Annotated in this window: 23 protein-coding genes, 3 tRNA genes and 1 pseudogene; 8 read left to right on the top strand and 19 right to left on the bottom strand. The window is 51.7% G+C overall.

Going from position 1 to position 26,487, the window contains the following annotated elements; genetic code table 11:
• Nucleotides 1–2 precede the first annotated feature (2 nt).
• Nucleotides 3–848 (bottom strand): metallophosphoesterase family protein, encoded by an 846-nt coding sequence (locus IEY46_RS27245; protein ID WP_229750571.1) that lies wholly within the window; start codon nucleotides 846–848, stop codon nucleotides 3–5.
• 117 nt (nucleotides 849–965) lie between these two features.
• Nucleotides 966–1,934, bottom strand: coding sequence for a bile acid:sodium symporter family protein (locus tag IEY46_RS27240; RefSeq protein ID WP_188997092.1), 969 nt, complete (start codon nucleotides 1,932–1,934; stop codon nucleotides 966–968).
• Nucleotides 1,935–2,147: 213 nt separating this feature from the next.
• On the opposite strand from IEY46_RS27240, the gene IEY46_RS27235 reads away from it, so the two are divergent.
• Complete coding sequence (locus IEY46_RS27235) at nucleotides 2,148–2,627, top strand: GyrI-like domain-containing protein (RefSeq protein ID WP_188997091.1); 480 nt, start codon at nucleotides 2,148–2,150, stop codon at nucleotides 2,625–2,627.
• A gap of 126 nt (nucleotides 2,628–2,753) precedes the next feature.
• Here IEY46_RS27235 and IEY46_RS36955 read toward each other — a convergent pair whose 3' ends face one another.
• The 7 genes from IEY46_RS36955 to IEY46_RS27200 form a co-directional block, all read right to left on the bottom strand.
• On the bottom strand, nucleotides 2,754–4,742 hold the full coding sequence (locus IEY46_RS36955) for an exosporium glycoprotein BclB-related protein (RefSeq protein ID WP_188997089.1): 1,989 nt from the start codon (nucleotides 4,740–4,742) through the stop codon (nucleotides 2,754–2,756).
• A gap of 92 nt (nucleotides 4,743–4,834) precedes the next feature.
• The gene (locus IEY46_RS27225; protein ID WP_188997087.1) at nucleotides 4,835–6,673 is read right to left on the bottom strand and encodes a glycosyltransferase; all 1,839 of its coding nucleotides are present in this window, start codon (nucleotides 6,671–6,673) and stop codon (nucleotides 4,835–4,837) included.
• Between the two features lie 564 nt (nucleotides 6,674–7,237).
• Entirely contained in the window at nucleotides 7,238–8,128 is an 891-nt protein-coding gene (gene htpX, locus IEY46_RS27220; protein WP_188997085.1) for a zinc metalloprotease HtpX, read from the bottom strand.
• Between the two features lie 42 nt (nucleotides 8,129–8,170).
• Nucleotides 8,171–8,716: a LemA family protein gene (locus IEY46_RS27215; protein ID WP_188997084.1), complete on the bottom strand. Its 546-nt coding sequence runs from the start codon at nucleotides 8,714–8,716 to the stop codon at nucleotides 8,171–8,173.
• A gap of 64 nt (nucleotides 8,717–8,780) precedes the next feature.
• Nucleotides 8,781–9,032 (bottom strand): hypothetical protein, encoded by a 252-nt coding sequence (locus tag IEY46_RS27210; RefSeq protein WP_188997082.1) that lies wholly within the window; start codon nucleotides 9,030–9,032, stop codon nucleotides 8,781–8,783.
• The gene (speD, locus tag IEY46_RS27205; protein ID WP_188997081.1) at nucleotides 9,022–9,882 is read right to left on the bottom strand and encodes an adenosylmethionine decarboxylase; all 861 of its coding nucleotides are present in this window, start codon (nucleotides 9,880–9,882) and stop codon (nucleotides 9,022–9,024) included. The genes IEY46_RS27210 and speD overlap by 11 nt, the downstream gene beginning before the upstream one ends.
• Before the next feature lie 204 nt (nucleotides 9,883–10,086).
• Nucleotides 10,087–10,968 carry a LysR family transcriptional regulator gene (locus tag IEY46_RS27200; RefSeq protein ID WP_188997079.1) on the bottom strand — a complete coding sequence of 294 codons (882 nt, stop codon included), beginning with the start codon at nucleotides 10,966–10,968 and terminating at the stop codon, nucleotides 10,087–10,089.
• A gap of 115 nt (nucleotides 10,969–11,083) precedes the next feature.
• Between IEY46_RS27200 and IEY46_RS27195 the strand changes: the two genes are divergently transcribed.
• Entirely contained in the window at nucleotides 11,084–11,455 is a 372-nt protein-coding gene (locus tag IEY46_RS27195; RefSeq protein ID WP_188997077.1) for a CidA/LrgA family protein, read from the top strand.
• Nucleotides 11,455–12,132, top strand: coding sequence for an LrgB family protein (locus IEY46_RS27190; protein ID WP_188997076.1), 678 nt, complete (start codon nucleotides 11,455–11,457; stop codon nucleotides 12,130–12,132). The genes IEY46_RS27195 and IEY46_RS27190 overlap by 1 nt, the downstream gene beginning before the upstream one ends.
• A gap of 19 nt (nucleotides 12,133–12,151) precedes the next feature.
• Here IEY46_RS27190 and IEY46_RS27185 read toward each other — a convergent pair whose 3' ends face one another.
• Nucleotides 12,152–12,745 carry a P-loop nucleotide/nucleoside kinase family protein gene (locus tag IEY46_RS27185; protein WP_188997237.1) on the bottom strand — a complete coding sequence of 198 codons (594 nt, stop codon included), beginning with the start codon at nucleotides 12,743–12,745 and terminating at the stop codon, nucleotides 12,152–12,154.
• Between the two features lie 285 nt (nucleotides 12,746–13,030).
• Between IEY46_RS27185 and IEY46_RS27180 the strand changes: the two genes are divergently transcribed.
• From IEY46_RS27180 to katA, 4 genes are all read left to right on the top strand, one after another.
• The gene (locus tag IEY46_RS27180; RefSeq protein ID WP_188997074.1) at nucleotides 13,031–14,287 is read left to right on the top strand and encodes an MFS transporter; all 1,257 of its coding nucleotides are present in this window, start codon (nucleotides 13,031–13,033) and stop codon (nucleotides 14,285–14,287) included.
• Between the two features lie 326 nt (nucleotides 14,288–14,613).
• Complete coding sequence (locus tag IEY46_RS27175; RefSeq protein ID WP_188997072.1) at nucleotides 14,614–15,753, top strand: YhgE/Pip domain-containing protein; 1,140 nt, start codon at nucleotides 14,614–14,616, stop codon at nucleotides 15,751–15,753.
• A gap of 72 nt (nucleotides 15,754–15,825) precedes the next feature.
• The gene (locus IEY46_RS27170; RefSeq protein WP_188997070.1) at nucleotides 15,826–16,353 is read left to right on the top strand and encodes a PadR family transcriptional regulator; all 528 of its coding nucleotides are present in this window, start codon (nucleotides 15,826–15,828) and stop codon (nucleotides 16,351–16,353) included.
• 186 nt (nucleotides 16,354–16,539) lie between these two features.
• Nucleotides 16,540–17,997 (top strand): catalase KatA, encoded by a 1,458-nt coding sequence (katA, locus tag IEY46_RS27165; RefSeq protein ID WP_188997068.1) that lies wholly within the window; start codon nucleotides 16,540–16,542, stop codon nucleotides 17,995–17,997.
• Nucleotides 17,998–18,273: 276 nt separating this feature from the next.
• Here katA and IEY46_RS27155 read toward each other — a convergent pair whose 3' ends face one another.
• The 8 genes and pseudogenes from IEY46_RS27155 to IEY46_RS36540 form a co-directional block, all read right to left on the bottom strand.
• Nucleotides 18,274–19,764, bottom strand: coding sequence for a sulfatase family protein (locus IEY46_RS27155; RefSeq protein WP_229750570.1), 1,491 nt, complete (start codon nucleotides 19,762–19,764; stop codon nucleotides 18,274–18,276).
• Between the two features lie 210 nt (nucleotides 19,765–19,974).
• Nucleotides 19,975–21,012, bottom strand: a complete 1,038-nt coding sequence (locus IEY46_RS27150) for an ABC transporter substrate-binding protein (protein ID WP_229750569.1) — start codon at nucleotides 21,010–21,012, stop codon at nucleotides 19,975–19,977.
• Between the two features lie 408 nt (nucleotides 21,013–21,420).
• Nucleotides 21,421–21,927, bottom strand: coding sequence for a CYTH domain-containing protein (locus IEY46_RS27145; protein WP_188997062.1), 507 nt, complete (start codon nucleotides 21,925–21,927; stop codon nucleotides 21,421–21,423).
• A gap of 267 nt (nucleotides 21,928–22,194) precedes the next feature.
• Nucleotides 22,195–22,271, bottom strand: a tRNA-Pro gene (locus IEY46_RS27140).
• 6 nt (nucleotides 22,272–22,277) lie between these two features.
• Nucleotides 22,278–22,354, bottom strand: a tRNA-Arg gene (locus tag IEY46_RS27135).
• Between the two features lie 75 nt (nucleotides 22,355–22,429).
• A tRNA-Thr gene (locus tag IEY46_RS27130) sits at nucleotides 22,430–22,505 on the bottom strand.
• A gap of 484 nt (nucleotides 22,506–22,989) precedes the next feature.
• Nucleotides 22,990–23,181, bottom strand: a complete 192-nt coding sequence (locus IEY46_RS36545; protein ID WP_229750587.1) for a YiaA/YiaB family inner membrane protein — start codon at nucleotides 23,179–23,181, stop codon at nucleotides 22,990–22,992.
• An 84-nt stretch (nucleotides 23,182–23,265) separates the two neighbouring features.
• Nucleotides 23,266–23,403: pseudogene (locus IEY46_RS36540) on the bottom strand (YiaA/YiaB family inner membrane protein); the annotation flags it as partial.
• Between the two features lie 561 nt (nucleotides 23,404–23,964).
• Here IEY46_RS36540 and IEY46_RS27120 point away from each other — a divergent pair.
• On the top strand, nucleotides 23,965–24,876 hold the full coding sequence (locus IEY46_RS27120; protein WP_188997060.1) for an L-lactate dehydrogenase: 912 nt from the start codon (nucleotides 23,965–23,967) through the stop codon (nucleotides 24,874–24,876).
• Between the two features lie 422 nt (nucleotides 24,877–25,298).
• Here the strand turns inward: IEY46_RS27120 and IEY46_RS27115 are convergent, their stop codons facing one another.
• Nucleotides 25,299–26,477 (bottom strand): DUF4272 domain-containing protein, encoded by a 1,179-nt coding sequence (locus IEY46_RS27115; protein ID WP_188997233.1) that lies wholly within the window; start codon nucleotides 26,475–26,477, stop codon nucleotides 25,299–25,301.
• Nucleotides 26,478–26,487 lie beyond the last annotated feature (10 nt).

The following is a 26,487-nucleotide window of genomic DNA, read 5'->3' as shown; positions in this document are numbered from 1 at the left end:
ATTTATAACGTCTGCGAGCCGGCAAGCAGGGAAATCACATGCTCGCGGTCCGCATCAGTTCCTCGGGCTTCGAGGGTAGGACGGAAATGCTTCATATGCTGATGCAGAATCGGAGCATGATCATGAACGGCTGCGTCCGCAATATCCATGGTTGAGATACGAATGTCCTGATCGGCGAGCTCCACGATCCGGAAGGCGTGCTGGTCCATACAAGAGGATAGCTGTACGAACGTCCAGCTGCCTTCAACGATGATGGAGTCCACATGCGTATGTCCGTTAAAGTAGACGCCGACGCCTTGTTTGCGGTTCAAAATGCGGCGCATGTCGATGTCAGGATGGATCGAGCTTTTCTCCCCTTCCGACCGTCTTGTCGTCTTGTAGACCGGATGATGGCCAAACACAAGCAGCGGCTTCGTCCCCGATGCTTCAACCATTTGCTCCAGCCACTGCAGCTGTTCCTCGTCAAGCCAGCCGCCCCAATCGGTCAGGTCCATCTCCCGGGCAGTATCCAGGAAAACCAGCAGCGCCGATTCGGTATCCATGGCAAAATAACGCCGCTGTCCCGTAATGGCCAGCACCTGCTCTCTGGTCTGCGAATAGAGATCATGATTGCCCAATACATGGATAAAAGTGCGTTCGTCGCGGCGAAGCAGCTCATAAACCTCTTGCAGCTCCACGGATGTACCGAAATTAGTAAGATCTCCAATCGATACATGCAAATCGCCCTCGACATCCAGAAAACGTTCCAGCAAGGTGTTATAGAATACGCTGCGCGCCTCCGCAAGTCCCGGAATGGCCGCGTCGATCTCGTGATAATGCAAATCGCCCATCAACACTAATCTCATCATATCTTCTCCTTCTGGCTTACAAAATGGTGGCAACTTCCCCTATCTTATAGGTCAATTGTTCATTTGCGGTCAAGCAGAGAATGAGATTTTGTAAAGAGACTGTGGCGAAGGGGCTGGTCATACTGCAATTCCGGACTCCCGCTTCTGCTCCTGGATCGTCCGCCGATGAATCAAATAGCCGAACAGGGAAGCCAGCGACTGCTGAAACAGCATGCCGAGCACAACCGGAAGCGCAACCGGTGGGGCAAAATACGAGACCGCAAGCACGGCGCCCGCGCTGATATTGCGCATGCCGCCATTAAAGGTGAGCGCAATGACCAGATCCTTCTCCCAGCGCATCAGCTTGGCAATCAGCCAGCCGAGGATATACCCGAGGCTCGCGAGCAGCAGCGTAGTTAAGGCAATGCGCAGGAGCCGGGCATCGAAATGCCGCAGATAAGGGGATACGACCGAGCTGTTGATCGCCACGACGATACCCATGCCGATCTTGGAAAACGGACTCAGACGCGGACCCCAGTGGTCGCGGATGCCGCCTTTGGTCCATTGATTCAGCCCCATCCCCAACAGCGACGGCAGCACAATCATCATCAGCAGCCCCCTCATCATGGCATAGATGTCCATTTCCACCTGCGCGCCGACAAGCACAGATAAGGTGTAGGGCACAACCAGCGGCGACAGAATGGTGTCAATCAGAATAATCGACAGCGTGAGCGCGGTATTGCCTTTGTAAATCGCTACCCATACGAAGCTGGTGATCCCGGTTGGAATCGCCATCGCCAGAATGAAGCCGGTCATGGTGTAGGGGTCCCCGGCATAGAACAGATGCCCCGTTCCCAATGCGATCAGGGGCATGATGACATGCAAAATGAGCAAGGTCATGAACAAGGGGACCGGCTGGGTCAATACTTTGATAAATTCCCTGAAGCTTGAGCTTATGCTGCCCGAGAACGTCATAAATGCAAAAACCCAGGTGGTCAGAAAGGTAAACCCGGCCAAATGCTGGCCCAGCAGCACCCCAATAAGGACGCTTGCTGGCGTTATGAGCGGCAGAATGCGCTCAAGCCGGTGGTTAAACTGCTGAAGCATAGTTGCAGGACTCCTCTTATATGACGCATATCATGGTTTGTGTATGAATCCAGTCACGACATACATTTATTCTATCAGATGGCTGCGGATTCTAAAATCGTAAAACCGCCCGTCTGCCTATTTCTTTGGATGCTTGTATCCCTCCGTTGATTGTATTATAAAGAGATTACGACTAGGCACCCTTACGACAACATTATGAAGGGAGACGAGGACATGGAATATCGTATGGAGGAAAAGAAAGCCTTCCGCATTGTAGGAAAATCAATTCAGGTCAGCATGGAGAACGGGGAGAACAACCGGAGGATACCCGAGTTCTGGAAACAAAGCGATGAAGACGGTACCGTCAGCGCCCTGGAGGCCGTAAGCCCCGGCAAGGATCTGCTCGGCATCTGCAGTATGCTCCCTGGCGACGAACTTCTCACCTATATCATCGCGGTAGAAAGTGACAGCGCTCCGTCTGAGGGATATATCTCAATGACGATTCCGTCCGCATCCTGGGCGGTATTCCCCTCGGTAGGTCCGCTTCCCGGAGCGATCCAGCAGGTATGGCAGCATATCTTCGGAGAATGGTTCTCTTCTACAGGCTACGAGCACGCTCAAGCACCAGACATCGAGGTCTATGGGCCGGGTGACACGACAGCTGCGGATTACCGCTGCGAGGTATGGATTCCGGTCATTGCCAAGCAATCCTAGTGTACGGAATCTGCATGGCCGCCATTGCCGGCTTCTTGTATTACCTGGAAGTGACAAAAAGGGTTGGGCAGAATCTCTCTGCTCAACCCTTTTTGGATGTATTGTTGATTTTCTGCAAATCCCTGCTTAATTGATTGACAAGCCTGCACTTGCGTAACCCGATACCGTGTTAATCAGGTTGATACCCGCAGCAGTGGCCGTATAAACCATTAATAAACGGGTCCCTGCTATCACCGGTATGGCTAGTCCAGTAGTCGATCCATTACTCACAGTACCGAGGCTGAGAGCCCCCGTCAAACCAGGAGCAAGCGTAACTGTTGCACCTGGAACGGGAGAGAAGATATTATTAGGTGTGGTGGATTGGTATAATTGGGCGGTTACCGTCACCGTTGAACCGACAAGAGATAACGGTAATGTCGTGCTAAAATAAGCGGACATCGACGTAATCGTACCTGCGCGGGGAACGGAAAAAGCATAGTTTAAATTGGTGTTATGTGCTCCTGTAAGATCTATGTTTCCACCTAGGACTTGAACGCCAGGAACCGAAGATCCGAAGCCCATAATGCTTCCAGTCCCCATCAGTCCCCCCAAAAGCGTAGTCATAACGACAGGTTCTCCGGATGCGAAAGGAATAATCGCACCTGCACCTGCGGCTCCTGTTGCTCCTGCCGGTCCTGGGTCACCTTGGATTCCTTGAGGTCCTGTTGGTCCGGTTTCTCCCGTTGCTCCTGTTGCTCCTGCTAGACCTATTGCTCCTGTTGCTCCTGTTGCTCCTGTTGCTCCTGTTGCTCCTGTTGCTCCTGCCGGTCCTGGATCACCTTGGATTCCTTGAGGTCCTGTTGGTCCGGTTGCTCCTGTTGCACCCGTAGCTCCAGTAGCTCCAGTTGGTCCTTGATCGCCCTGGATTCCTTGAGGTCCTTGGATTCCTTGAGCTCCTGGATCGCCTTTAGCCCCATTTACACCATTCGCTCCTGAATCACCTTTTGGCCCGGCTGCTCCTGCATCTCCTTTTGCTCCTGCCGTTCCTGCTGGCCCCGCTGCACCGTCTTTGCCATTTGCTCCCGAAGATCCCGCCGGCCCCGATGCCCCAGGTGCACCGTCATTGCCGCGCGGACCCGATTCTCCTTTTTCGCCGTCTTTGGGAGGCTTTGGTACGCCGGTCCATTCCACATAATAGGCTTCATTGCCATTGTGAACAATCGTGACCGGTTGACCCGCCTGAATAGAGGAACTAAGTCCACTCTCGCCAAAAACAACCGCTTTGGGATCCAAGGTAAATATTCGGTTCCCTTCATTGGTGACCGATATTTCGATACCGTCATTTGCCAGCTTAACGACACTGCCGCGCACAACCTTATCCGGTTGATCATTGAAAATACTCTCGACATTGCTTAGCAAGCTCGCTATCTCAGCCCTGGTGATCAAACCCTTCGGCTTAAACGAGTTGTCCAGATAACCGCTGATAATTTTCAATTGAACCGCCTCGTTTACATAACCGAGCTCGGACGCCGTAATGGCAGATGCGTCAGCGAACGAAGACTTCTGATCCACAAGGGCGTCGGCTTCCTCCTGTTTGCCCAGTGCGCGAATGAGCAATTTTGTTGTCCACTCGCGGCTTGCTGCTGCTTTCCCCCACGATTGACCCGCTATTTTCGTCTCTTCTCCAGCGATCAGCAGCCCTTTATCGATCGCGTGTAGCACCCAGTCATGGGCCCAATCATCAGCATTCAGTGAAAGCTCTCCGGCGTTGGCAGGCGGTTGCTCCACTCCCAGAAAGCGCAATGCCATAATAACCGCTTCCTGATGACTGACAGGATTATTGGGATTGAATTTTCCATTTGCGTCTCCGACGGTCACACCGAGAGCGGCAAGCTTCGTAATGTATTTGAAGGACCATGCAGAGGCACTGACATCGGTGAATGTGATATCAAGCGATGCGGCATTCGCGACACCATTTTTCATAAAATCAAGATGAGGAATATTGCCCGCAACCTGGCCCACGACCAGCGCCGCGAGCGAGGTTTTGGCCAGCGTCTGCTTCATTCCTTTTTTCCGGCTTTCTTTGCTGCCTTGCTTCATTGCTTTCCGTACCGCCTGCTCTGCTACGTTTCTCATGTCCGATTTCATCCTCCATAAAATAAATGTAGTTCACTCTTGCCCACTTGCTATCGCAACGGTTCCGTCAAACGAAAACCACGGTGACCCCTTTAATCTGCAGCCGTCCCGCTCAAATTCAAGCTTGCAAAATACTGCCGGTTGGCCAATATTCGGCTGTTATTGGGTACATAGCCTGCAGCGATTTCATTGTGCCCGCGAGCCAATTCCGGCTGTCCCAGCCGGTCGTAGCATACGCACAGCTGAAGATGAGGCAGCCAGGTCCAGCTGGCATGCAGCAGCAGCGCTCCCGGATCGGTCGGTTTTGGCAGTTGGGTTGCCTGCTTGTACCATACGATGGCTTCTTCGAAATTTTCCTCGGCTATATGGTAGAATCCCAGCCTGCAGCAGTTCTCCGCCCTCGGCAGCGAATAAGCAAAAGACTGCATGACCTTTTTTTTCGCTTCATCTGTACGCCCCAAAGCATGAAGCGCATCCCCGGCCCGGCCGCAAGCATTGATTTTATTCTCCCGAACCCCCTCGGGATGCTGCAGAAACTGTTCATACTTCAGGATTGCGCGCTCATGCAAATCATGATCCGCCAGCTCATTGGCATAATAGTACAAGTCTCGTGCGTTGAAGAGCTCTCCCTTTTCTTCCCGTTGTTCGTAAATATGCAAATTGCGGGAGGAGTCTGAATGCTTCCGGTCATGCGTGACGGCAATGTCGGACTCCGCGATTTTCCCGTCAACCTCCAAATACTCATGAACGGCGCCAATCCACCGGAAGCTTCTCTCCCGTTTCACCAGACGGTTTCTCCGCAAGCTTGCGGTTACATTTCCATCCGTATCGAAGCCCAGATGATAAGGCATAGAGACGGCATCGGTGTCGCGCCCGAGCGTGCCGACCAGCTTGCTGAACGCTTCCGCATCGCGGGGCAGCAAGACATCGTCCGCATCCAGCCACAGGATATATTCCTTGGAAGCCAGGCTGAAGGCATAATTCCTCGCCTTGGAGAAGTCATTGACCCACGGGAAATCGTATACGTGTTCGGTGTACTCCTTAGCGATTTCTATGGTCTGATCCGCTGAGCCTGTGTCGACGATAATAATCTCATCCACCAACTTGCCTATACTGGACAAGCAGCGTCCAAGGGATTGTTCTTCGTTTCTGACAATCATGCACAGACTCACCGTAACCGGCTGCTCCCAGCGCATGAGCTCCGCAGTAATGTCAAACCCCCATTTACCCATCAGCCTGGCTTGATCCATCTGACGTTCGGTCGCTGACTGCTTCTCATTCCCGGAGACCCGCTCAGGAGGCTCCAGGCAGCGGACGTAACAATCCTGGGCTACATACAAGACATGTCCCGCTTCGAACGCCCGGTAACAGAAATCATAGTCTTCCTCTTGAGACAAGAGGCCCAACTGCTCATCAAAACCTCCCAGCTGGCGGAAGACATCCCGGCGTACCACCAGAAGATGGGTATAGAGAGAGATCACCGGTACAGCTTCCCCGGCATGGGATGTCACATAAGCGCGGGCCATCGTATCGAACTGCTGTATCGTTTCGCATTGCAGGGAGAGCCGCTGCCGGCCGCGCCCATGATTGCTTATGGGGCCTACCATAGCCGCCTCAGGATGATTGTCAAGACATCCGGCCAGACACTTCAGCCAATGCTCGGCGACCAGTACATGATCCTGTATAAACACAAGCAGATCCCCGCTTGTCTGCGCAGCCCCCAGGTTGAACCCCCGGGTAGCGCTGCCTTTCGGATCCGCTGCCACCACCTGCAGATGGCTTCTTTTCTCCAGCCATTGCGCGACATCCCGGTCCGCCCCGCCATTCACAACGACTAGTTCAAATGGTGATGGTGTATACAGCTCAATGCTGGCAATACACTGCTTCAATTCGCTTACATGCCGTGCCATCACAATAATGCTGACTTTCATGGCATTCTCCTTTCCAGAAAAATAGACCTTTCTGAACATAACACTCGCGGGATTCATGTTTTTCAATAAATTTTGTCATATCCTCCGTTCTCATGTCGAATAATTTCTTTTTTCTTCCATCCACTACATGGATTCGACAATTTTTATGAATTTCCTGTCAAAAAACACCATATAATCGAAAACTTTTATGAAAAAAGTAGAATGGCTCTAAACCAAAATCAGTGCTTGCCCAAATCGGTGAAACGGACCTTAAGGCCGTGAATAGGTTCCAGAAGTATCGTTTACCGAAGCTCGCGGACTGAGAAGACGTTATTTGCCCTTTTCATTGTCATTTCTAACTAATATCTAGCAAATGGAGCTTCCGGTGTCCGCCAAAATGAAGCATAGGGCAAATCGTTGCAAATAGTCGGCTCTGGTGTCCGGTTCGTTCACCTGCGGGTAATATGGCGGTATCGTAGAATAAAAAAACCATGAATCCCTGTCCTTTCGGCAGAAATTCATGGCTTGATTTTCTTATAATTCATATTAGACCATCTTGGATTCTTTTAAGCCCGCTCAGTCTTCCTACATCTGATCCAGTCTCTCAATCCTCGATTCCATCGACGGATGCGTGCTGAACCAGCTTGACCGCTTCTTCCGGGCTGCTTTGCCGAAGGGATTGGAAATATACATGGCAGCCGTTGACGGCTTGGCCTCCCGGACATCCAGATTGCTGCCGCTGATCTTGATCAGCGCCTGCTTGAGCCCCGTGGCATTGCGCGTGAGCTCCACAGCCGTAGCATCCGCGAGATATTCCCGGTTGCGGGAGACGGCAAGATGAACAAATCTCGCCGCAATAGGCGACAACACGACGAAAATAAGTGCGATAATCATCACAGCGGGGTGGGTCTTCTTGTTATCCCGGTTGCCTCCCCGCTGGAAGAACAGCATCCGCGATCCCATATCCGCGAGAAGGGCAATAACACCTATCAAGGCGATGCTGATGGTCATCAGACGGATGTCATAATTGCGGATATGGCCGATCTCATGAGCAGCTACCGCCTCCAGCTCCTCCCGGTTCAGCTGCTGGAGCAGGCCGGTAGTGAAAGCGACCGCCCCTTTCTCCGGCTTGGTTCCCGTAGCGAAAGCATTGGGAGCCGGATCGTTCACGACATAAATCCTGGGCATCGGAATGCGGGCGGGAATACATAAGCCCTCAATAATATTATACAGCTGCGGATATTCCTCCTGGGAAACCGGACGTGCTCCGGACATTCGAAGTACCTGCTTATTCGCGGACATGAGGCTGATCGGAATATAGAAGGCCAGTACAACCGCAGCCAAAATAAGTCCTCCCCATGCCTCTCCATAACCCAAGTAGCCTATGGCGCTCCCGACTCCTGCCACGATTGCGCTAAACAGCAGAATGAGCAGAAAGGTTTTGCGTTTATTGCGCTCAATTTGTTTATACAGCATTTATCGTCATCCTTTGCGTTAACGGATCAGGCGTGAAGGGCATTAAAATTTAATGGTGGGAACTTCCTTCTCCGCTTCCGGGGTGACCAGCAGCTGCTCTTCCTTGAAGCTGAACATGCCCGCAATGATATTCGACGGGAAGCTTTCGCGCTTGATATTGTATTCGGCAACCGTCTTGTTGTACAGTTGGCGGGAATAAGCAACCTTGTTCTCGGAATTCGCCAGCTCCTCCTGCAGATTCTGGAAGTTCTGGTTCGCCTTCAGATCCGGGTAGGCTTCGCTGAGCGCGAAGATGGATTTCAAGGCGCCCTGCAGCTGGTTGTCCGCTTCGATCCGCTCGGCGGGCGATCCATTAAGCAGCTGATTGCGGGCGGCGATCACCTGGGCGAGCGTTTCTTGCTCATGTTTGGCATAGCCTTTGACGGTTTCTACCAGATTGGGGATCAGATCATGGCGGCGCTTCAGCTGTACATCGATCTGGCTCCACGATTCCTTGACCCAGTTGCGCAGTTTGACAAGTCCGTTGTACGAGACAATCACATAAATCACCAAGATAACGACGATTCCGAGCGCGATTAACCATCCCATTGACATCATTCCTTCCTTTATCTATCTCGTATGCCTGCTTCTTGCGGCCCTTGCCTTCTGCCAACTACCGGATCTCCATACCAAGATCCTCCGCGCGTTTAAGCGATTCGGGCGTGAATTTGCTTTTCCGGTATTTGGCTTCGACCTCTTCTTTGTCAAGAGGGATCCACTTGAAATCCTTATTCATATAAATCATCGTCTTGGCGCCCCAATCCACATGCACCGTCCGGGGCGTTACTTTCTTGACCTGCCCGATCCTCGAGACGGCATAACCGATCGTGACGATACAATATTTATCCAGAATGCTATTGTTCATCTTGCGTTTCCTTCACCCTTTCATCAGCCATGCCAGATGGCGCCGTACTCATATTTTTCCCGTAAAAGATTTCATCCATCTCCATTTTCAACTGTTCCGTAATCACTTTCTCTTCGCCTGGCGCCAGCTTATCTTTCGTGTAGCCGAACAAATAGTTGTTGAGATCGAACTGCTTGAGCTTGCATTTGGTATGGAAGATGTTCTCCTGGTACACATTGACATCAATCATATCATACATGCTTTTGACCCCGTCCGGAATATAATTTTGAATGGAGCTGATATCATGGTCGATAAATAATTTATGTCCGTGAATATCGCGGGTAAATCCGCGGACACGGTAATCGATGGTCATGATGTCGGTATCAAAGGAATGAATCAAATAATTCAGCGCCTTAAGCGGGGAAATCTCGCCGCAGGTGGATACATCGACATCGGCCCGGAAGGTGCTGATGCCTTCGTCCGGATGATATTCGGGATACGTATGTACCGTAATATGGCTTTTGTTCAGATGCATCACAACCGATTCAGGGAGCGGACCGGGCGACTGCTCGAACGAGTCCGTCGAAGCCGCCTCCACAGGCCCTTCGGAGATCAGAAACGTAACGCTTGCCCCTTGAGGCACATAATCCTGTTTGGCGATATTAAGCACATGCGCTCCTATAATATCGGTAACCGACTGCAGTATCCCTGTCAACCGGTCCGAATTGTACTGCTCGTCTATATATTCAATATATGCTTCCCGTTCTTCTTTAGTCTTGGTATAACAAACATCATACATATTAAAGCTCAGGGATTTGGTCAGATTGTTGAAACCATGCAGCGTAATGACCTGTTCCGGGGTTAATGTCATGATTTGAACACCTCACTTTTGATGGTCTTGAAGTCCATTCCTGGCAGTCCATGCCTCATTCCTCTACTATATTACCCACTAATCGGAAACTAAAGCCAACGAAAATCGCCCCCGAGCTTCCATCTCCACCGCCAACGGAGCATTCTTCAACGCACGTGGCACCCCGTAGCCCCGGCGTCCTACGGTAACGATCGCTTACTCGGATCACGCAAATAAATGCCTGGTAAACGCAATCCATTCCCGCGCCGCCAGGGACAAATAACCTTCGCGTTTCCATACCATGTCCAGACTCCAGGGAATTGAAGGTTCGATTAAAGGTACCGAGCGCACCTTCGCCGGATTGAAGGAGCGGCAGATCGTTGCCGGCAGCATGGCAATGCCCAGATCCGATGCCACCATCTCCCCGATAAAATCCCACTGCGTGCTTTCATATTCAATCCGCGGCGAGTAACCGACAGCGCGGCATTCCGTAATGATGCGGTCATGCAGGGCAAAATCGCTGCTGAACAGAATAAACTTCTCCTGTGCAAGCTCCGACAATCTGATCTGCGCCTTGCCGGCAAGCGCATTGGAGGGATGTAGAATCACCTTCAATACCTCATCGATAACGGGGAATGAATCAAATACTCCCCCGTCAACCGGTCCCAGTACAACCCCCACATCAAGCTCGCCTGTCGCGATGCTTTCTTCTATTTTATTGGAGCCTTCCTCCACCATCTGAATGGCGATGCCCGGATAACGCTCCTGGAAGCTTTTGATTACCCCCGGAAAGAACCGCGCCCCTGCCATGGGCGGCAGACCGATGGATATACGGCCTTTATTCAGATAAGTCAGATCGTGAATCTCCGATTGCAGCTTGTCGAACAGCTGAAGAATCGGACCGGCATAGCTCATAATCGCCGTCCCTGCATCCGTCAGCTTCAAGGTTTTTCCATCCCGGATGAAAACCTCCACATTAAGCTCGTTCTCCAGGTTCCGGATCGTCTTGCTGATTGTAGGCTGTGTGAGATGGAGGCTGTCCGCGGCTTTCGTAAAGCTGTTTTGACGCACAATTTCGGCCACCACCTGCAAATGCCGGATATCCATTGTTAACCCACTCCCGTCACATAGACAAATGGAATGAAAACCATTCCATATATTCATTTTACTCATGATGAAGGAATTCGTATACTGGCAATAGATACGTTAGGAGTGGTTACCCATGCGAACATTGCTTCCCTTGACCCTGCAAATTCTCTTCTTCATTCTTATAGCACGGCTGGCCGACCACCTGGTGATATGGTTCCATCTGCCTGTCCCTGGAAGCATTGTCGGCATTGCGCTTCTGTTCGCCCTGCTCAAACTGGGTATTGTCCGCTTAAGGTGGATCGAACGCGGCTCCAAGTGGCTGCTTGCGGAAATGCTGCTGTTCTTCATTCCCGCCACAGTCGGCATCATGAATTACACCAGCCTGATTGCCCACAGCGGTCTGATAATCACAGCTACAATTGCCTTCAGCACAGTTGCCGTCATGCTGTGCAGCGGGCTCGTTGGCCAATGGGTATCCGGGCGGAAAGAAAAGGGGATCAGCTGATGGAAGCATTCTTCTGGCTTGGCTGCACGATCTTGATCTATTGGATGGCCAAACGGCTCTACCGCAAATTCAATAAAGCGTATCTGACGCCGCTGCTCCTCACACCGGTCATCGTGATTGCCGCAGTCGGGCTGAGCGGAGTCTCATATGAAGTTTACGATCAGGGCGCGGGCCTCTTGTCCGATATGGTGGAGCCTGCTACCATTGCGCTTGCCGTTATTCTGTACCGGAATTTCAACCTGCTCAAAAAAAACGCCACCGTCATCCTCGCAAGCGTCGGATGCGGCGCTCTTGCCGCGATTGCCACGTCAGTCGGGATCGCCCATCTGCTGGGTTTATCCGACGAGATCTCAAGCAGCCTGGCTCCGCGCTCTTCGACGACCCCCATTGCCGTTTCGATCTCTTCCATTATAGGCGGCGTTCCGACCATAACGGCAGCCGCGACGATCGTGACCGGCTTAATGGGGATGATAATGGGACCGCAGATCGTCAAATGGTTCCGTATCAAGCACCCTGTCGCAAGAGGTCTGCTGCTGGGCATTAGCGCACATTCGGCGGGGATCAGCAAAGCGCTGGAATACGGCGCGGTGTCCGGCGCGGTTGCCGGAATCGCCATGATTTTCACCGCCTTCGTCACCTTATTCGCCGCCCCTTGGGTAATCATTTTATTTCAATAAGACCTGTAATGGCTTGTTCTCAACTACCTTCTCCATATATAAAATGCTCAAGCTGCGTTATCCGGCCTTCGTTCCATGAAGCGGAATTGTCATAATGAAGGACGGATGACGACGGCAGATTCCAGCGTGTGTCCCGCGGAACAAGCGACTTACGGAATGAGCCCCAGTTCTCAAGCTTCCAGCCATCCAGGACGGAGCCTCTCTCCTGAATCCGCTGACGGTAAAGCCCTTCCCCTTCGAGCGTTACGAAGATAACCTTGACCTCCACATCCGCAAGCGACGCTCCGATAGCGGCAAGCTCCCGCTCCAGCCAATGCGGGTCCTCCGTTTCCTTGGTGAATGGCCCGATAACATAAGCATCGCTGCCGATTTCCACATTTTCCAAAGCCGCGTCCATTGTCAGCCTGTACCCCAAATCCCGGCAATATGCCTTGTAGACCGGAGAATCGCGGTCATTCGGATCAAGCCCGGCAAGCCTCATAATCGCCTCCGACGCCGGTCTGGACAGCGTGTCCATATCAAACAAGGCGGCATGCCGCCTGGCAGCCAACGCCTTGGCGACGGTTGTTTTTCCCGCGCCGGCTCCGCCGATAAAAAAAACCAGTTTGCGCATGACTCGCTTCTCCTCCATTCCATTGGCAAGCCCTGCGTCAGGATGCAGCGCTTTGTCTTTCATTATGCTTGCCATCTTCCGCAAACGTCAATATCCCGGAGCATGGGCTCCGGGTCTGAACATTAACTTATCCCTGCATTGCCCGCCATTCACCTCAAGCTAATGCCAATTGAAATTGCCGCTCCATGTGCATAAACCTCTCTTGTTCCGGTTAAGCTTGTACGAACGCATGAGCCGCTTTTATTGTCGACTAAACCCATAAACTCACTGGAGAAGGAGAACGACATGGAAGCCAAAAAAAAGTGGGATTTACTTTCAATCGCTTCCATACCCTTAACCATGACGCTGGCAAACTCCATGCTGATCCCTGTTCTGCCAGCGATGCAGAAGGCGCTTGGCATCAGTCCCTTCAAGGCCAGCCTGATTATTACCGTTTACGCCGCAGTGGCGATTCTGTTCATTCCACTGGCCGGCTATTTATCGGACAGATTCAGCCGCAAAGCCGTCATTCTTCCCGGACTTATTCTGGTTTCGGCGGCCGGGGCAGGCGCGGGACTCGCAGCGGTCTGGGCCGATCATGCCTATGGTCTTATTATTACGGCACGGTTAATCCAAGGGCTTGGATCGGCAGGCTGCTTCCCCGTTGTCATTCCCCTGGTCGGGGATTTATTCAAGAAGAATGAGGATGTCAGCAGCGGTCTGGGCATCGTGGAGACGTCCAACACCTTCGGCAAGGTGCTAAGTCCCATTCTGGGCGCGGCTCTGGCAATATGGGCATGGTATATCCCGTTCTTCGCCATTCCTATATTCAGCATGCTCTCCTTTGGGCTGGTCCTTTTCCTGGTGAAAGCCCCTTCCAAAGAAGAGCAGCAAACAGCGGATACGGGAATCCGTACGTTTTTGCGGTCCATCGGCTCCATTCTGAAGGAAAAAAAATGGCTGTACGGCATTTTTGCCATGGGCGGCATTTGTATGTTTGTCATTTTCGGAAGTCTGTTTTATTTGTCCGAGACGCTGGAAACACGCGGAATGAGTTCGATCATGAAGGGGCTTGTGCTGGCAGTACCGCTTGCCTGCCTCTGCCTGGCCTCCTATCTGAGCGGCAAATGGATCGGCGAAAATAAAGTGGTCATGAAATGGACATGTTTCACCGGATTGCTTGTCGCAGCTGCCGGCCTTTTCATATTAGGGTGGGTACAGTGGAGCCATACATGGTGGATGGTCGCGATGCTGGCTGCCGCTTCGGCGGGAATCGGTTCCGCGCTGCCCAGTCTGGATGCCCTCATTACGGAGGGGATTGAAAAAGAGCAGCGGGGCACGGTGACCTCTTTGTACAGCAGCATGCGGTTTATCGGGGTCGCGGTCGGTCCGCCAATCATTGCGCTGCTCATGGACAAATCGGTGATGCTGCTGTTCATGGTTCTTGCGTCAACAGCTCTGGTGGCCGCCTTCATTACCTTAATCGCCATCCGCCCCGGCGAAAAGGGCCAGGCACCCGGATCCCGCGGAGCAGCGGGGCGGCGCCGGTCGCCAGCGCGTTAAGCCGCCGGAATCCGATTTAATGTTCTCGGAGGGCGCGGCGCCATATCATAAACCGTTCCAGAAACACTCTCTTATAGGGCGGGCATGTACCAACTACGAGCCACCTTGGGCGAAATCCCGGCCATTTTGCACGGTCTGCGTTCAATCCGTAAACCTTGTTTCCCAAAGGGTAACGGATTTTTTTGCATGACCTGGCACTCCAATTCGAACCGGGAAATACCCGAACGCTTTTTTTTGAAACGAGAATGGAACATTGACAATAACCATAAAATAAATTACTCTAATTAAAGTATTTAAAACAAAGTATAGAGAGATGGAGTGGAGATATGAAATCATTTTTAGCACATAAAGGCATCATCAGCGGTATCTTTATGATCGTTTTTTACCAAGTCATTATGATCGGCATATTCATGTCCGGGTACAGTGCAATTCCCAGGAACATCCCGGATATTTCGGTCGCTATCGTGAACGACGATCAGCAGCAGGGAATGGAAATCGCGAAACAAATTCAGAAAGAGCTTCCTTTTCATGTCATTACCGGTCAATCGCTGGAGGATGCCCGGCAGCAGCTGGAGGATCGCAGCATTCATTTTATTATGCATATCCCCGCTGACTTCACTCAGAAGCTGTCCAGCCAGGGGGAGCAGGTTAAGCTTGATTTCTACCTGAACCAGTCCAATCCGGCCGCAACCAACAGTACCGTACAAAGCGTGGCTGACCAGATCACGGCTAAAATCAGCGCACAAGTGCAGAGTCAAAGTATCCAGGGAATTCTGCAAACTATGCAGGTGCCCAAGGACCAGTCGGAGCAGATGGCAGAAGGCGTCATGACCAAAGTGGCGCCCGATATGATCATTTCCAATCCGCAGCCTGACGGCATGCATAATCAGATGGCCCCGATGTTTCTGACCATGGCCACCTACGTCGGCGCCATGATCTATTCCATGATGGCTGTCGGCGCGTTAAACCAGCTTAAAGGCAAACTGGGGAAATGGAAGGCCTTCTTCGCTTTGCAGGGAGTCCATGTCCTGCTGGCTTTAATCGCACCTCTTGTCGGACTGACCATCTATTTCGCTATCCACGGTTATGGAGGGGAAGTTTTTGTTAAAATGTGGCTGGTGCATGCACTGGAATTGTTCGCCGCCATCCAATTTACTAGCGTCTTCTGCCTGCTGCTCGGCCAAGGCGGCATGCTGCTGAACCTGCCGCTCCTGCTGGCTCAAACGATCAGCAGCGGCGCCGTTCTGCCGCAAGTGATGATGCCCGGTTTCTTCAAGGGGCTCAGTCATATCTCCGTCATGTACTATACCGTCCAGCTGGATTATAATCTGCTCTTCGGCGGAGGCCGTACAGCGGAGCTGCTGCTCGGGCTCGGTCTTGTCGGCGCCGCGGCCTTGATCTTGAATGTGGTGATCCATCAATTCAAAGGGGCCAGCAAATCTGCACCGCAGCCTCTTTTCATGTAAAATAGGACTAATGGGGCTGACAGGCAAGTTGCAAGTCCTGTCCGCTCCCTTAGAACTTGTAGGAGGGGTCGCATGTCGCTTCAAATCTTCATCCTTGGAACCTTGAGCGAAGGGGAGCATCATCCCTATGACATCAAGAAGATGGTTCTCAAACCTCTGGATAACAACATCGCCATCAATGATGGAACGCTATATTATCATTTTGATATCCTGGCCAAAAAAGGATTAATCCAGAAAATCAAAGTCATCCAGTCCGAAAACCGTCCCGAGAAAACAACCTACGGGATCACGGATGCAGGCCGTAAAGCGCTCGAAGAAGAGATCTACGCGATATTCCAAAACTTCACAACAATTCAATCCTTATATTCGTCCCTGCTGTTCCTGGATAAAATAGACAAAAGCAAGCTTGCTTACCTTATTGAAGAAGCGATTGCCAAACGGGAAAAAGACATTCACAGGATTGAACAGGCAAATCCGGAATTCCCGGGTATTCCGCCAGAACAAAGAGATCCGGTCCGGCTAATCACAGAGCATGCTTACCAGTCCATAAAATGCGACATCAACTGGCTGCAGCAATTGCTGATTCATCTCCGGGGTTAAACCCGTCTCAAAAAAAATAGACTGGAACACGCAGAGATATTGCGCGTGCTCCAGTCTTTTTCTTTTATTACCGCTGCATTACCAATATTTAATTATAATAATTATAAATTAATATTTGTTTCTTATTGATAATAATTATCAAATAGACTATAGTAGATTTATTATACGAAAGAGGTGATTGGATTTATGAACCAAGGCAATAATAAGCTTACCACAAGCTGGGGAGCACCAGTAGGAGATAATCAGAATTCCATGACGGCAGGCTCGCGCGGGCCCACGCTGATTCAGGATGTTCACCTATTGGATAAACTGGCCCATTTCAACCGGGAACGGGTTCCCGAGCGGGTTGTTCATGCCAAAGGCGCCGGGGCGCATGGATACTTTGAAGTGACGGCTGATGTTTCGAGCTATACCAAAGCAAGCTTTCTTTCCGGGGTGGGCAAACGCACCCCCATGTTCGCCCGTTTCTCTACCGTAGCCGGCGAGAGCGGCTCGGCCGATTCCGTCCGCGATCCGCGCGGCTTTGCTCTTAAATTTTATACTGAGGAAGGCAATTACGATCTGGTTGGCAATAATACCCCGGTGTTCTTTATCCGAGATGCCATCAAATTTCCGGACTTTATCCATACGCAGAAACGCCATCCTGCCACTCATTTGAAGAATCCTACTGCCGTTTGGGATTTCTGGTCGCTGTCGCCGGAATCTCTCCATCAGGTTACCATTCTCATGTCAGACCGCGGCATTCCCGCCACCTTCCGCCATATGCACGGTTTCTCCAGCCACACCTTCAAATGGGTGAATCATGAAGGAAACGCCGTATGGGTGAAATACCACTTCAAGACCGAACAGGGAATCAGCAATCTGACTGAGGAAGTGGGCACCCGGCTTGCGGGCGAAAATCCCGATCATCATACCGAGGATTTGTTTAACGCCATCAAGAACGGGGATTTCCCCGCATGGAAGCTGTACGTACAGATTATGCCGCTTGAGGATGCCGATACGTACCGCTTTGATCCTTTCGATGTAACGAAAGTATGGTCACAGAAGGATTATCCGCTAATCGAAGTCGGGCGCATGGTGCTCGACCGTAATCCGGACAATTATTTCGCCGAGGTGGAGCAGGCTACCTTCTCGCCGGGCACCCTTGTACCGGGCATCGAAGTATCACCTGACAAAATGCTCCAGGGCCGCTTGTTCGCCTATGCCGATGCGCACCGTTATCGCGTCGGAGCCAACCACCAGGCGCTGCCGGTTAACCGTCCGCGTAATGAAGTGAACCATTATCAGCGCGATGGCCAAATGCGCTTTGACCATAATGGCGGCGGCTCCGTCTATTACGAGCCCAACAGCTACGGGGGACCAACCGAGTCGCCTGATAGCAAGCCGGCCGCTTACCCGGTATCCGGCCTGGCGGCAAGCGTAGCGTACGACGAGCATGATCATTATACGCAGCCCGGCGATCTGTACCGCCTAATGAGCGAAGAGGAACGGACCCGTTTAATCCAGAACATTGTCGGTGCCATGGCGCCAGTGGAGAAGGATGAAATCAAGCTGCGCCAGATCGGCCACTTCTACAAAGCAGACCCCGAATACGGACGGCGCGTTGCGGAAGGACTGGGTCTTGCGGTGCCCCCGCAGCTGTAGGCGAGGCATAGACCCCATGTGCAGATGTGGTCATACCGCTGCTTGAACGCAACATCGCTTGAATATTGCGGATGGCTCTGTAGTGACAACATCCCGATCAACCAGGAAGACGCTTCTCCCCTGCAGGCGAAGCGTCTTCCTGATTTACTCAGGGCGGGGTTCAAATTGACCGGCGTCGGCGTATTGGCAAGAATCCGTTGGAAGAGACAGACCAACCGTCCACTCTCGCCCTGAGCCAGATTCTTGGTGTGCCACCTTTTCCCCGCTGAACTGGGGTTAGTTAACCATAAAGTCATCCACGCCTCTTGCTGCGTTAAATTGTCTGACTCTGACCAGCGGTCTCGCCTCAAAGGGAAAGCTCCTTAACCTGCCGACTGCAAGGGCCTCAGCCATCGCTTCATGCCGGTTGATTTCATCGACAGCGGCTTGTCTGAGTCTTGACAAGGTCTCTGGTTGAAGCTCCGCCAGCTGGACAAGCTCGTTCTGGTCTTCCTTAAGATGGAACAGCTGCTCGCGGCCGCCATTGGACAAGTAAATATACTTCCAATCCTTGTCTCTGACCATGACCTTAAAGGCCGGTGTCCCCGGTCTGCCATACCAGCCGAACAAGAATTCTCTGGGAGCCGCCTGTTTCGCCACGCCTGCGAGCACGTCTACCCCATCTCTGGTCTGTGTGCTTCCGGCCGCATGGGTGAAGATAGCGAACAGATCGGTCAGGCAGACGAGATCATCCCTGCTTTCCCCTGCGGGCAGCCGGGCAGGCCAGCTCACCAGAAACGGCACGCGGGCAGACGCTTCGAAGAAGCTTTCCTTCTGCCAGGCACGATGATCCCCCATATGATCCCCATGGTCGCTCACAAAAACGATCAGCGTGTTATCCGCATCGGGAGCGCTCTCTACAGCATCAAGGATCTTCCCGAGACATTGGTCAATGTATGAGATTTCGCCATAATAACGGGCTTTCAGCGCACGTGCACGGGGATCGTCAATATCCTCCGCCCAGATGAGATAATTCATCCAGGCCAGCTGTTCATCCATGAAGTCCGTCTCCAGATCGCCCCGGACGGGATTCGGCATTGCATCGGGATTGTACATCCGATTGAACGGAACGGGTGGAGCAAGCGGCGGATGGGGTCCGATAAACGAAACGAATCCGAAGTAGGGGCGCCCGTCCCCGCCCGCCCGAATCTGCTCGACCGCCCGGTCCGCCGCCCATGCTTCCACGGTAAGCGCTGCCGGAAGCGGACTGGTCTGGGGCATGTAATACATGTCCGTGCGCTCACCATGCAGCTGTTCGATATGACTGTATTCCGGATGGTGATCGGCAATGAATCTCGCGTAATCATCCCCACGCCACTGTTCCTTGGTATCCATCAGCTCTTCGCTTCGCAGTTGAACGTCATACCCCAGTTCCTCGTTCCATGGATTCGTATGAAACTTCCCCACGCCGAACGTTCTGTAACCCATGGCTCTCATTGTCCGCGGCAAGTAGTCCCCGCACCGCTCCTCGGGGTCCAACGGCTGCTCTTCTGAAAGATGAGGTCCGCCGTTTTCGTAATATCCCGTCGTGTAGGGTTCTCTTCCCGTTCGGATCGTATACCTGGCCGGCACGCACACCGGGCAGGTGGAGTACGCTTTGTTATAGGTGAGTCCGCGCTGCACCAACCGGTCCATATTCGGCGTCCTGACGATGCCGTTCCCAAGTGCGCCGATGCTGTCTGCCCGCAGCTGGTCGCACATTATGAGCAGAATATTGGGCTGCTTCATTCCATTCATTCCCCCTAAGCAATCTGATTTGCAATGCTTCAGCCGCTCGTTTCCATCCTGCCGCCAGTTGTCTTTCCTTTGCGGCTTCAACGCTTATTGTAATGAACACCGGTATAATCAACAACCTGTTTCTTTCTATCCACAAGTGGATAACTAAAAAAAGATGCCCCAGCCATATTTGGCATAAGGACATCCTTTGAATGCTATGTCTTATTTCACAATACTTTCCAATACATGATCAATTGTCTTGGAGTTGGCAGTGGCTCCATAATACAACCAGGTGCTGTTCCTGTTGAATTGGAAGACGTTACCGCTTGCTACAGCGGGGATATTCTTCCAGAGCGGATCCTTGAGCGCTTCAGACCCCGTTTCTTCGTCGCTGTTCACGAGGAAGATATAATCCGTATCCATCTGTGCCAGCGCCTCCAGCGAGATCGGGTTCCAGCTCGCCGCGGCGGACTCGGAAAGCTTCTTCACCGCTTCAGGTACAGCCACGCCAAGATCCTGATACAGAACCGCTCCGCTGGACAATTTATCGCTGACTACAAAAAATTGCTTGTTGACCAGCCAAATGGCCGCCGCCGATTTGGTTCCACCGGTCGCTTCCTGAATCTTTGCCTTGGCATCCGCAGCTTTGGCATTGTATTCATCGAGCGCCTTCTGAGCCTCCTCGCTTTTGCCGAGGACTTCCCCCACCTTCAGCAGCGCTTTGCGCCAGTCGCCGTTAACTTCGTCTCCAAGGACAAATGTAGGAGCAATTTTGTTGTATTGTGTGTATTTATCCCCTTCTACCGCACCGTTTCCGCCAATAATGATCAGATCCGGATTAAAGCTTGTAACAGCCTCGTAAGGCAAGTCGTAGGGAATGGTAGGAATGCCTTTCAAAGTGTCCTGCAGGTATTCCTGAATCCCGTTCGCTACCGTCCATTGTGCCGCCGGCTTCACGCCCAGCGTAACCAGATAATCTTCCAGATAGGAAGCAATGATCCGCTCGGGATTCGCCGGAATGTTAACCTCGTGCCCAAGGCCGTCCGTCATTGTTCTTTCTGCAGTCGACGGCTCCGTTCCTGAGCTATTTGCGTCAGCGGTATTGCCGGCGGTACTGCCAGCGTTATCGCTCGTGCTGCCGCCAGTATTATTGCTGCCGGATTTATTGTCGTTTCCGTTTCCGCATGCCGCGGCAATCAAGGTCAACATCATCAAACTAATCAATAAAATGATAAACCGGTTCTTCTTTCCTGCATGCACCTTTATTTCCCCCTTGTAGGACCGTTCAATAAGCGGCCAATTCGGCTTTCGCCATCTCCGTTTTCTTCTGTCTCTTTAACTATTTTACGGTGTTAATCCTTTAGACTTCTAACGTTTGTCCTTCATGTTGACAATAACATTGATAATGATAATCTTTATCAATGTTATTGTCAACATTCGATTTTAACCATCACTTGAAACAGCTGTAGCCTGCACAAAAAACGCCCAGCATCCTCTTTCAGGAAGCCAGGCGTTTCTTTGAATGCGCATTATATCGTTTAAAATCAGCCTGAACACAATGGAAAATCCCACGTCTCAAGCACTGTTACCATGACTGGGGGAGAACATCCATAGCTCAAACACGCTTACACCGCGCTCGCCGTTATTATGGTGCGGTAACAAATATTATCAATCTCCGGCTGATTGCTGCTGCAGCTCCCGCCATACCGTTTTGTTGCTGTAACTCCTGTTCTTGCTGATATCCTGGCCGAACCAGTCCGGGGCGGTGAACCCAAGCGCTTCGTCGAGGGAGGCGAATTCGACCTCCACAACAAGCAGCTCCAGCTGATCATACTGGTCAATTTCAATAACCGTTGAACCCCAATCGGCGGTTGTCCGTTCTTTTGTAAGCGGGATCAGGCGGAAAGCCTGTACAATCTGATCATACAAAGACTGTGAGATGGAATATTCAATTTCCTCCCGGCTAAGGCCGTTTCCCCGTTTGAATGTATGGGTATATTCCACATTGCCAGAGCCCAAATCGGTAATTCTGCGGACCCTTAGTTCCTGTGTCTCATCAATCGCCAGGTAAGTCTGTTCGATCCGCTGACGGGACCGTACCACAAGGTCCCCGCTTTCAACCAATTCGTACGGGAATTCCTTCAACAGAAATTTTCTCTCTATTTCCAACGCCATTTGGCCGATTCTCCTCTATATGAGATGTCCCTATCCCCTTTATCATATCACAACCCAGTAAGGCACTTTCAAACTCCGCCCGCTTGATTGCTGGGAGTATTTCCGTTCTCCCTCTCTGCCCCATCGAGCCATACAAGAGGAAACGGCTAACGCCGTCCTTTGCGGCTTAGCCAAGTTTCATAAGCCTGGTATAGGTGAAAACTTAACCTTTCTTACATTTAAAAAAATCCCTTGCCTGAGCGGCAAGAGATTTCGTTGATTTACGTATGGTCGGGATGACACGATTTGAACATGCGACCCCCTGGTCCCAAACCAGGTGCTCTACCAAGCTGAGCTACATCCCGTTATTATGGCGCGCCCTGAGAGATTCGAACTCCCGGCCTTTTGATTCGAAGTCAAACGCTCTATCCAGCTGAGCTAAGGGCGCATCCGGATTGATGCGGACAATATGCGAAAAAAAAACGCAGAGTGTGCATCCCTTGTCTTGCTTCAAAAACAATCATGGTGCCGTCGAGAGGACTTGAACCCCCAACCTACTGATTACAAGTCAGTTGCTCTACCAGTTGAGCTACAACGGCATGGTTGTTAAGGCGAAATTATTTAGGGCCTAGAACAAGAATATAACATGCACGATGTTATTTTGACAAGCCCTTTTCCAAAAAAAAATTATGGAGCACAATGAGCTTCCCGGTTTGTGGTCGGGCAGCTGCCACTGCTGCAATCCCCCGAGGTCAGGCCCAAGCGGTGCTGATTGGCGGGTCCGAACTGAGCCATGCTGCCATGCAGCAAGGTTTTTCCGGCTTACAGCGCCCGAACCGGTGGCCCGGGCGGCTGCAAGACGGTTTTTCCTTGCTGCTGACTGCCGGGCCGGGCCGGACGGGGCCGAGCTGCCATGCAGCAAGGTTTTTCCGGCTTACTGCGCCCGAACCGGTGGCCGAGGCGGCTGCAAGACGGTTTTTCCTTGCTGCGGCCTGCCGGCCATGCCGGGACGGGGCCACGCTGCCGCTTTTCCCTCTACTGATTCCCCCTGCTCACCTGCTATCGAGCTGCCCCCAAATCTTCCTACTCTTCATCACTTTTTAAATATGCATTATCCTCTTCGTTGTCGCGGATGGTTTTTTGGAGTACCAGACAGGATACGATCAGAAACGCACCGGCGATGGCATAGTAGCCTTTTACATGGAATGGTTCTTCCAGCGTATACAACCCGACATATTCAGCCAGAACGGCGATTATGAAACCGGCCCAGGCCATGAAGCTAAAGGCAGATGTGTTGCGGGCTCTGTAGCTCGGCGACTGGTCTTTCAGAAATTTATCTTCATCGTTATCCCGGGCTACTTTTTGCAGCAGGAATGAGGTGATGATGATCAGAAATCCGGTAACCGCATAATAGCCTTGAACGGACAGCGGCTGTTTTAAGGTGTAGATGCCGACAAATTCAAAACCGCATGCCAGCAGAAATGCCGCCCAGGCCATGAAGGTATATGTAGGTGTGTTGCGTCTGCGGTAAAAGTTCATTGTTTTCCGTGGTTGTGGTTGTGATTGTGGTTGTGATTGTGGCTGCTGTTGCTGCATGGTTTCCATTTATGAAGCCCTCCCGTTTTGGTAACTGGTTGTTCTTGATGTCTTAATCTTACAAAGAATACCTGGTTGGCAGAAGTACCATCTTTTTATAGTACCTGCTCATAATTGTCGGATCTGATGCGATGACAATCTTTCATACTGCTAATCTGCCTCTGTCTTAATGGTAGTCATTATTCTTTTTTCATACTGCTAGTTACGATCTCTTTCACATGGATCATCTACCTCTTTCATCGGGATCATCTTATTCTTCCAGACTGTTATTCTGCTTCTTTCATCCTGTTAATCATTACCTCCTTAACACTGTTAATCATTACCTATTCGAACCGCTTTGTGAATCCTTTTCCTGCTCATTTCATCTTTTTCTTAGCTATCGTGATGGTTAGCACAGCTTCAAGTCGGAAATATGTTACATTATTCATACGAAAACGGTACTTGGGAAGGAGATGGCGGCTTATGAAGAAAACACGGATTGTCATTATCGGCACGGGTGCCGTAGGATCTACAACAGCCTATACACTGCTGCTGCGGAACCGGGTGGATGAACTGGTATTAATCGACGCCAACCACAATAAAGCAGTCGGCGATGCGCTGGATATGAATCACGGCATGCCTTTTCTGGAGGGGGCCAAGGTGTGGGCCGGTACTTATGAGGACTGCCGGAAGGCGGACATTATCGTCATTACGGCTGGGGCTGCCCAACGGGAGGGAGAGTCACGCACTGATCTGCTGAAACGAAATGTCGCTATTTTTGAGAGTATCATTACAGAGGTGCTGCACCACAACACCCATGGGATTATCCTGGTTGCTTCCAACCCCGTCGATATTATGAGCTACTTCACCTGGAAAAAATCAGGCTGGCCGGCAAACCGTATCATTGGCTCCGGCACGCTTCTCGACAGCGCCCGTTTCCGTTATTTAATCGGTGAGCAGTTGAAGATCGACTCGCGCAGCGTACACGCTCACATCATCGGAGAGCACGGCGACTCCGAGCTCCCGGTCTGGAGCCTGGCCAATGTGGCGGGAACGGAGCTTCAAATAAGCGGAGAAGAGAAGGAAGAAATCTTCGTCAACACCCGCGATGCCGCCTATCAGATCATTAATGCGAAGGGCGCAACCTATTACGCGATCGCACTTGCCCTCGACCGGATCTGCACCGCAATCCTTGGCGATGAAGGAGCCGTATTGAATGTCTCGACGCTTCTGAATCAATACCACGGGGTGTCCGATGTGTATCTTGGCGTGCCCTGCATCGTCGACCGCCAGGGCGTTCGTGAAATCATGCCCATCCGCCTGACGGCTGACGAACAGAAGCTGCTCGCCCAATCTGCCGATAAGCTCAAAGGGCTGATTGCTTCTCTCCGCTGATTGCTTCAAAGGATAGGTACCGCTGGAGATGGTAAAAACCACCTTTCCATAAATAGTAAGCCAAGACCAGGCTGCCAATTCCTATCGGCAGCCAGGCTCCGTCTATTGCGGAAGAGTTTAAAGCAATTGCAAAAAGACTTAAGGCAGCCGGGAATATTAATGAATAACCCAGCAAGAGCCAAAAGCCAAGAATGCTGCGCCTGATCGTACATAAGGCCGCGTTCTTGGCTTTTCCAGGCAGGTGGTGTGCGATCGCCATTCTGCTGCGCTTTGACGCAAGGCGACATTGGTGCAATAAACGCACGCCGGGAGAGGCGCGCGAAAAGTTGTAATTAAATAAATGAATCACATGTGTCAGGACGCACAGAACGGAATTCAACCAAAACTAAACAAGCTTCGGAAGAGCTTTACTCGTTCGTCTGTCAGGTATGGGTGGCAACCTCATCCCATTCCTGATTCATCGAGGTCGTGAGCCAGTTCAGGGCGCGGTGCCTCTCAAAAACAACCCCGCTTTCCAGTCCCCCGGGAACGGGCTGATTATGAAGACGGGCATCGACGCAAGCCCAATGATAACGGTAGATTAGATCGGCCTCATCCAAAATCTCGCTTTTCGTCCTTACCCGCGCATCGGCAAGAAACGCCTCATACGTGTCGTACCGGTGTAAAATCGATACGGCAGCCTCCACATCGCATACTTGTACAGGGGCATCCAGCCGCTCCACATAACCCAATGCCCACAGCAACACCCAATACCCTTCATAGCACCAGGCGAACTGTATCGCCTGCGCATCGTCCGGATGATCATTTGCGATAAACGCGCTCTCCCGGGGAGACAGGAGTGGTTCCGCACCATACTGCTGCATCACCTGGCCAATCAGCGCTTTTGTCTCTTCCGGCTTATAGTCGGTGGCGCAGCATTCGCCTTTCAAGGCGGCAATACATAAAGCGATGGCTCGTCCCGCAATCTCTTCCCTGCTGCGGATCGCAACCGCTTCTTCCGCAGCCAGAACAGGAAGCGTTTTATTGAAAGGGATGCCCCTCTCCGTAAGCAAAGCCTCCGAACGTTCCTTGCGCAGCAGCGCCGGTACCGTCTCGCGCAAATCCTTATGCAGGTAGCTGGTATGGGCGGTGACTACCAGATCCTCGACCCGCGAAACGCCGTCAGCATCCATCACCAGCTCGCCTTTGTCATTCAACAGCCTTTTCCCACCCATCAGAATCAAGCCGTTTAATTGCCCGGTCAGCTGGAGCAGCTCCGAATAGAACGGCTCTGCGATGTCTTTTTCGGTTTGCACGCCGATCACCATATTAAACGTGGAAATCTGAAGCAGCAGCTTCTCCTGAATGTCTGTATTCCGGGCCGGGACCCTGCTGAAAAAATGGCCCATGCCGTCAATCATCTCAACAAATGTCTCCGGATCGGTCCCGCTGGTCATGACCGTAAAGGTATTTACCGTCTTGCTCAACCATTTTTTATGAATAACATTGATTTCAGTCCCGTCCCCGTTTGACTTGATGGAAGCTTTCGGGTAAAGACGCCGGAGCCTGTCCATAATCTGATCCACATTAATTGAAGTGCTGTATATGGCACAATTTTTCATATTCATCACC

The sequence above is a fragment of the Paenibacillus nasutitermitis genome, assembly GCF_014641075.1.
GTDB lineage: Bacteria > Bacillota > Bacilli > Paenibacillales > Paenibacillaceae > Paenibacillus_Z > Paenibacillus_Z nasutitermitis.
Note: the sequence above shows the minus strand (reverse complement) of the source record. Positions and strands in the feature narration are given on the sequence as shown.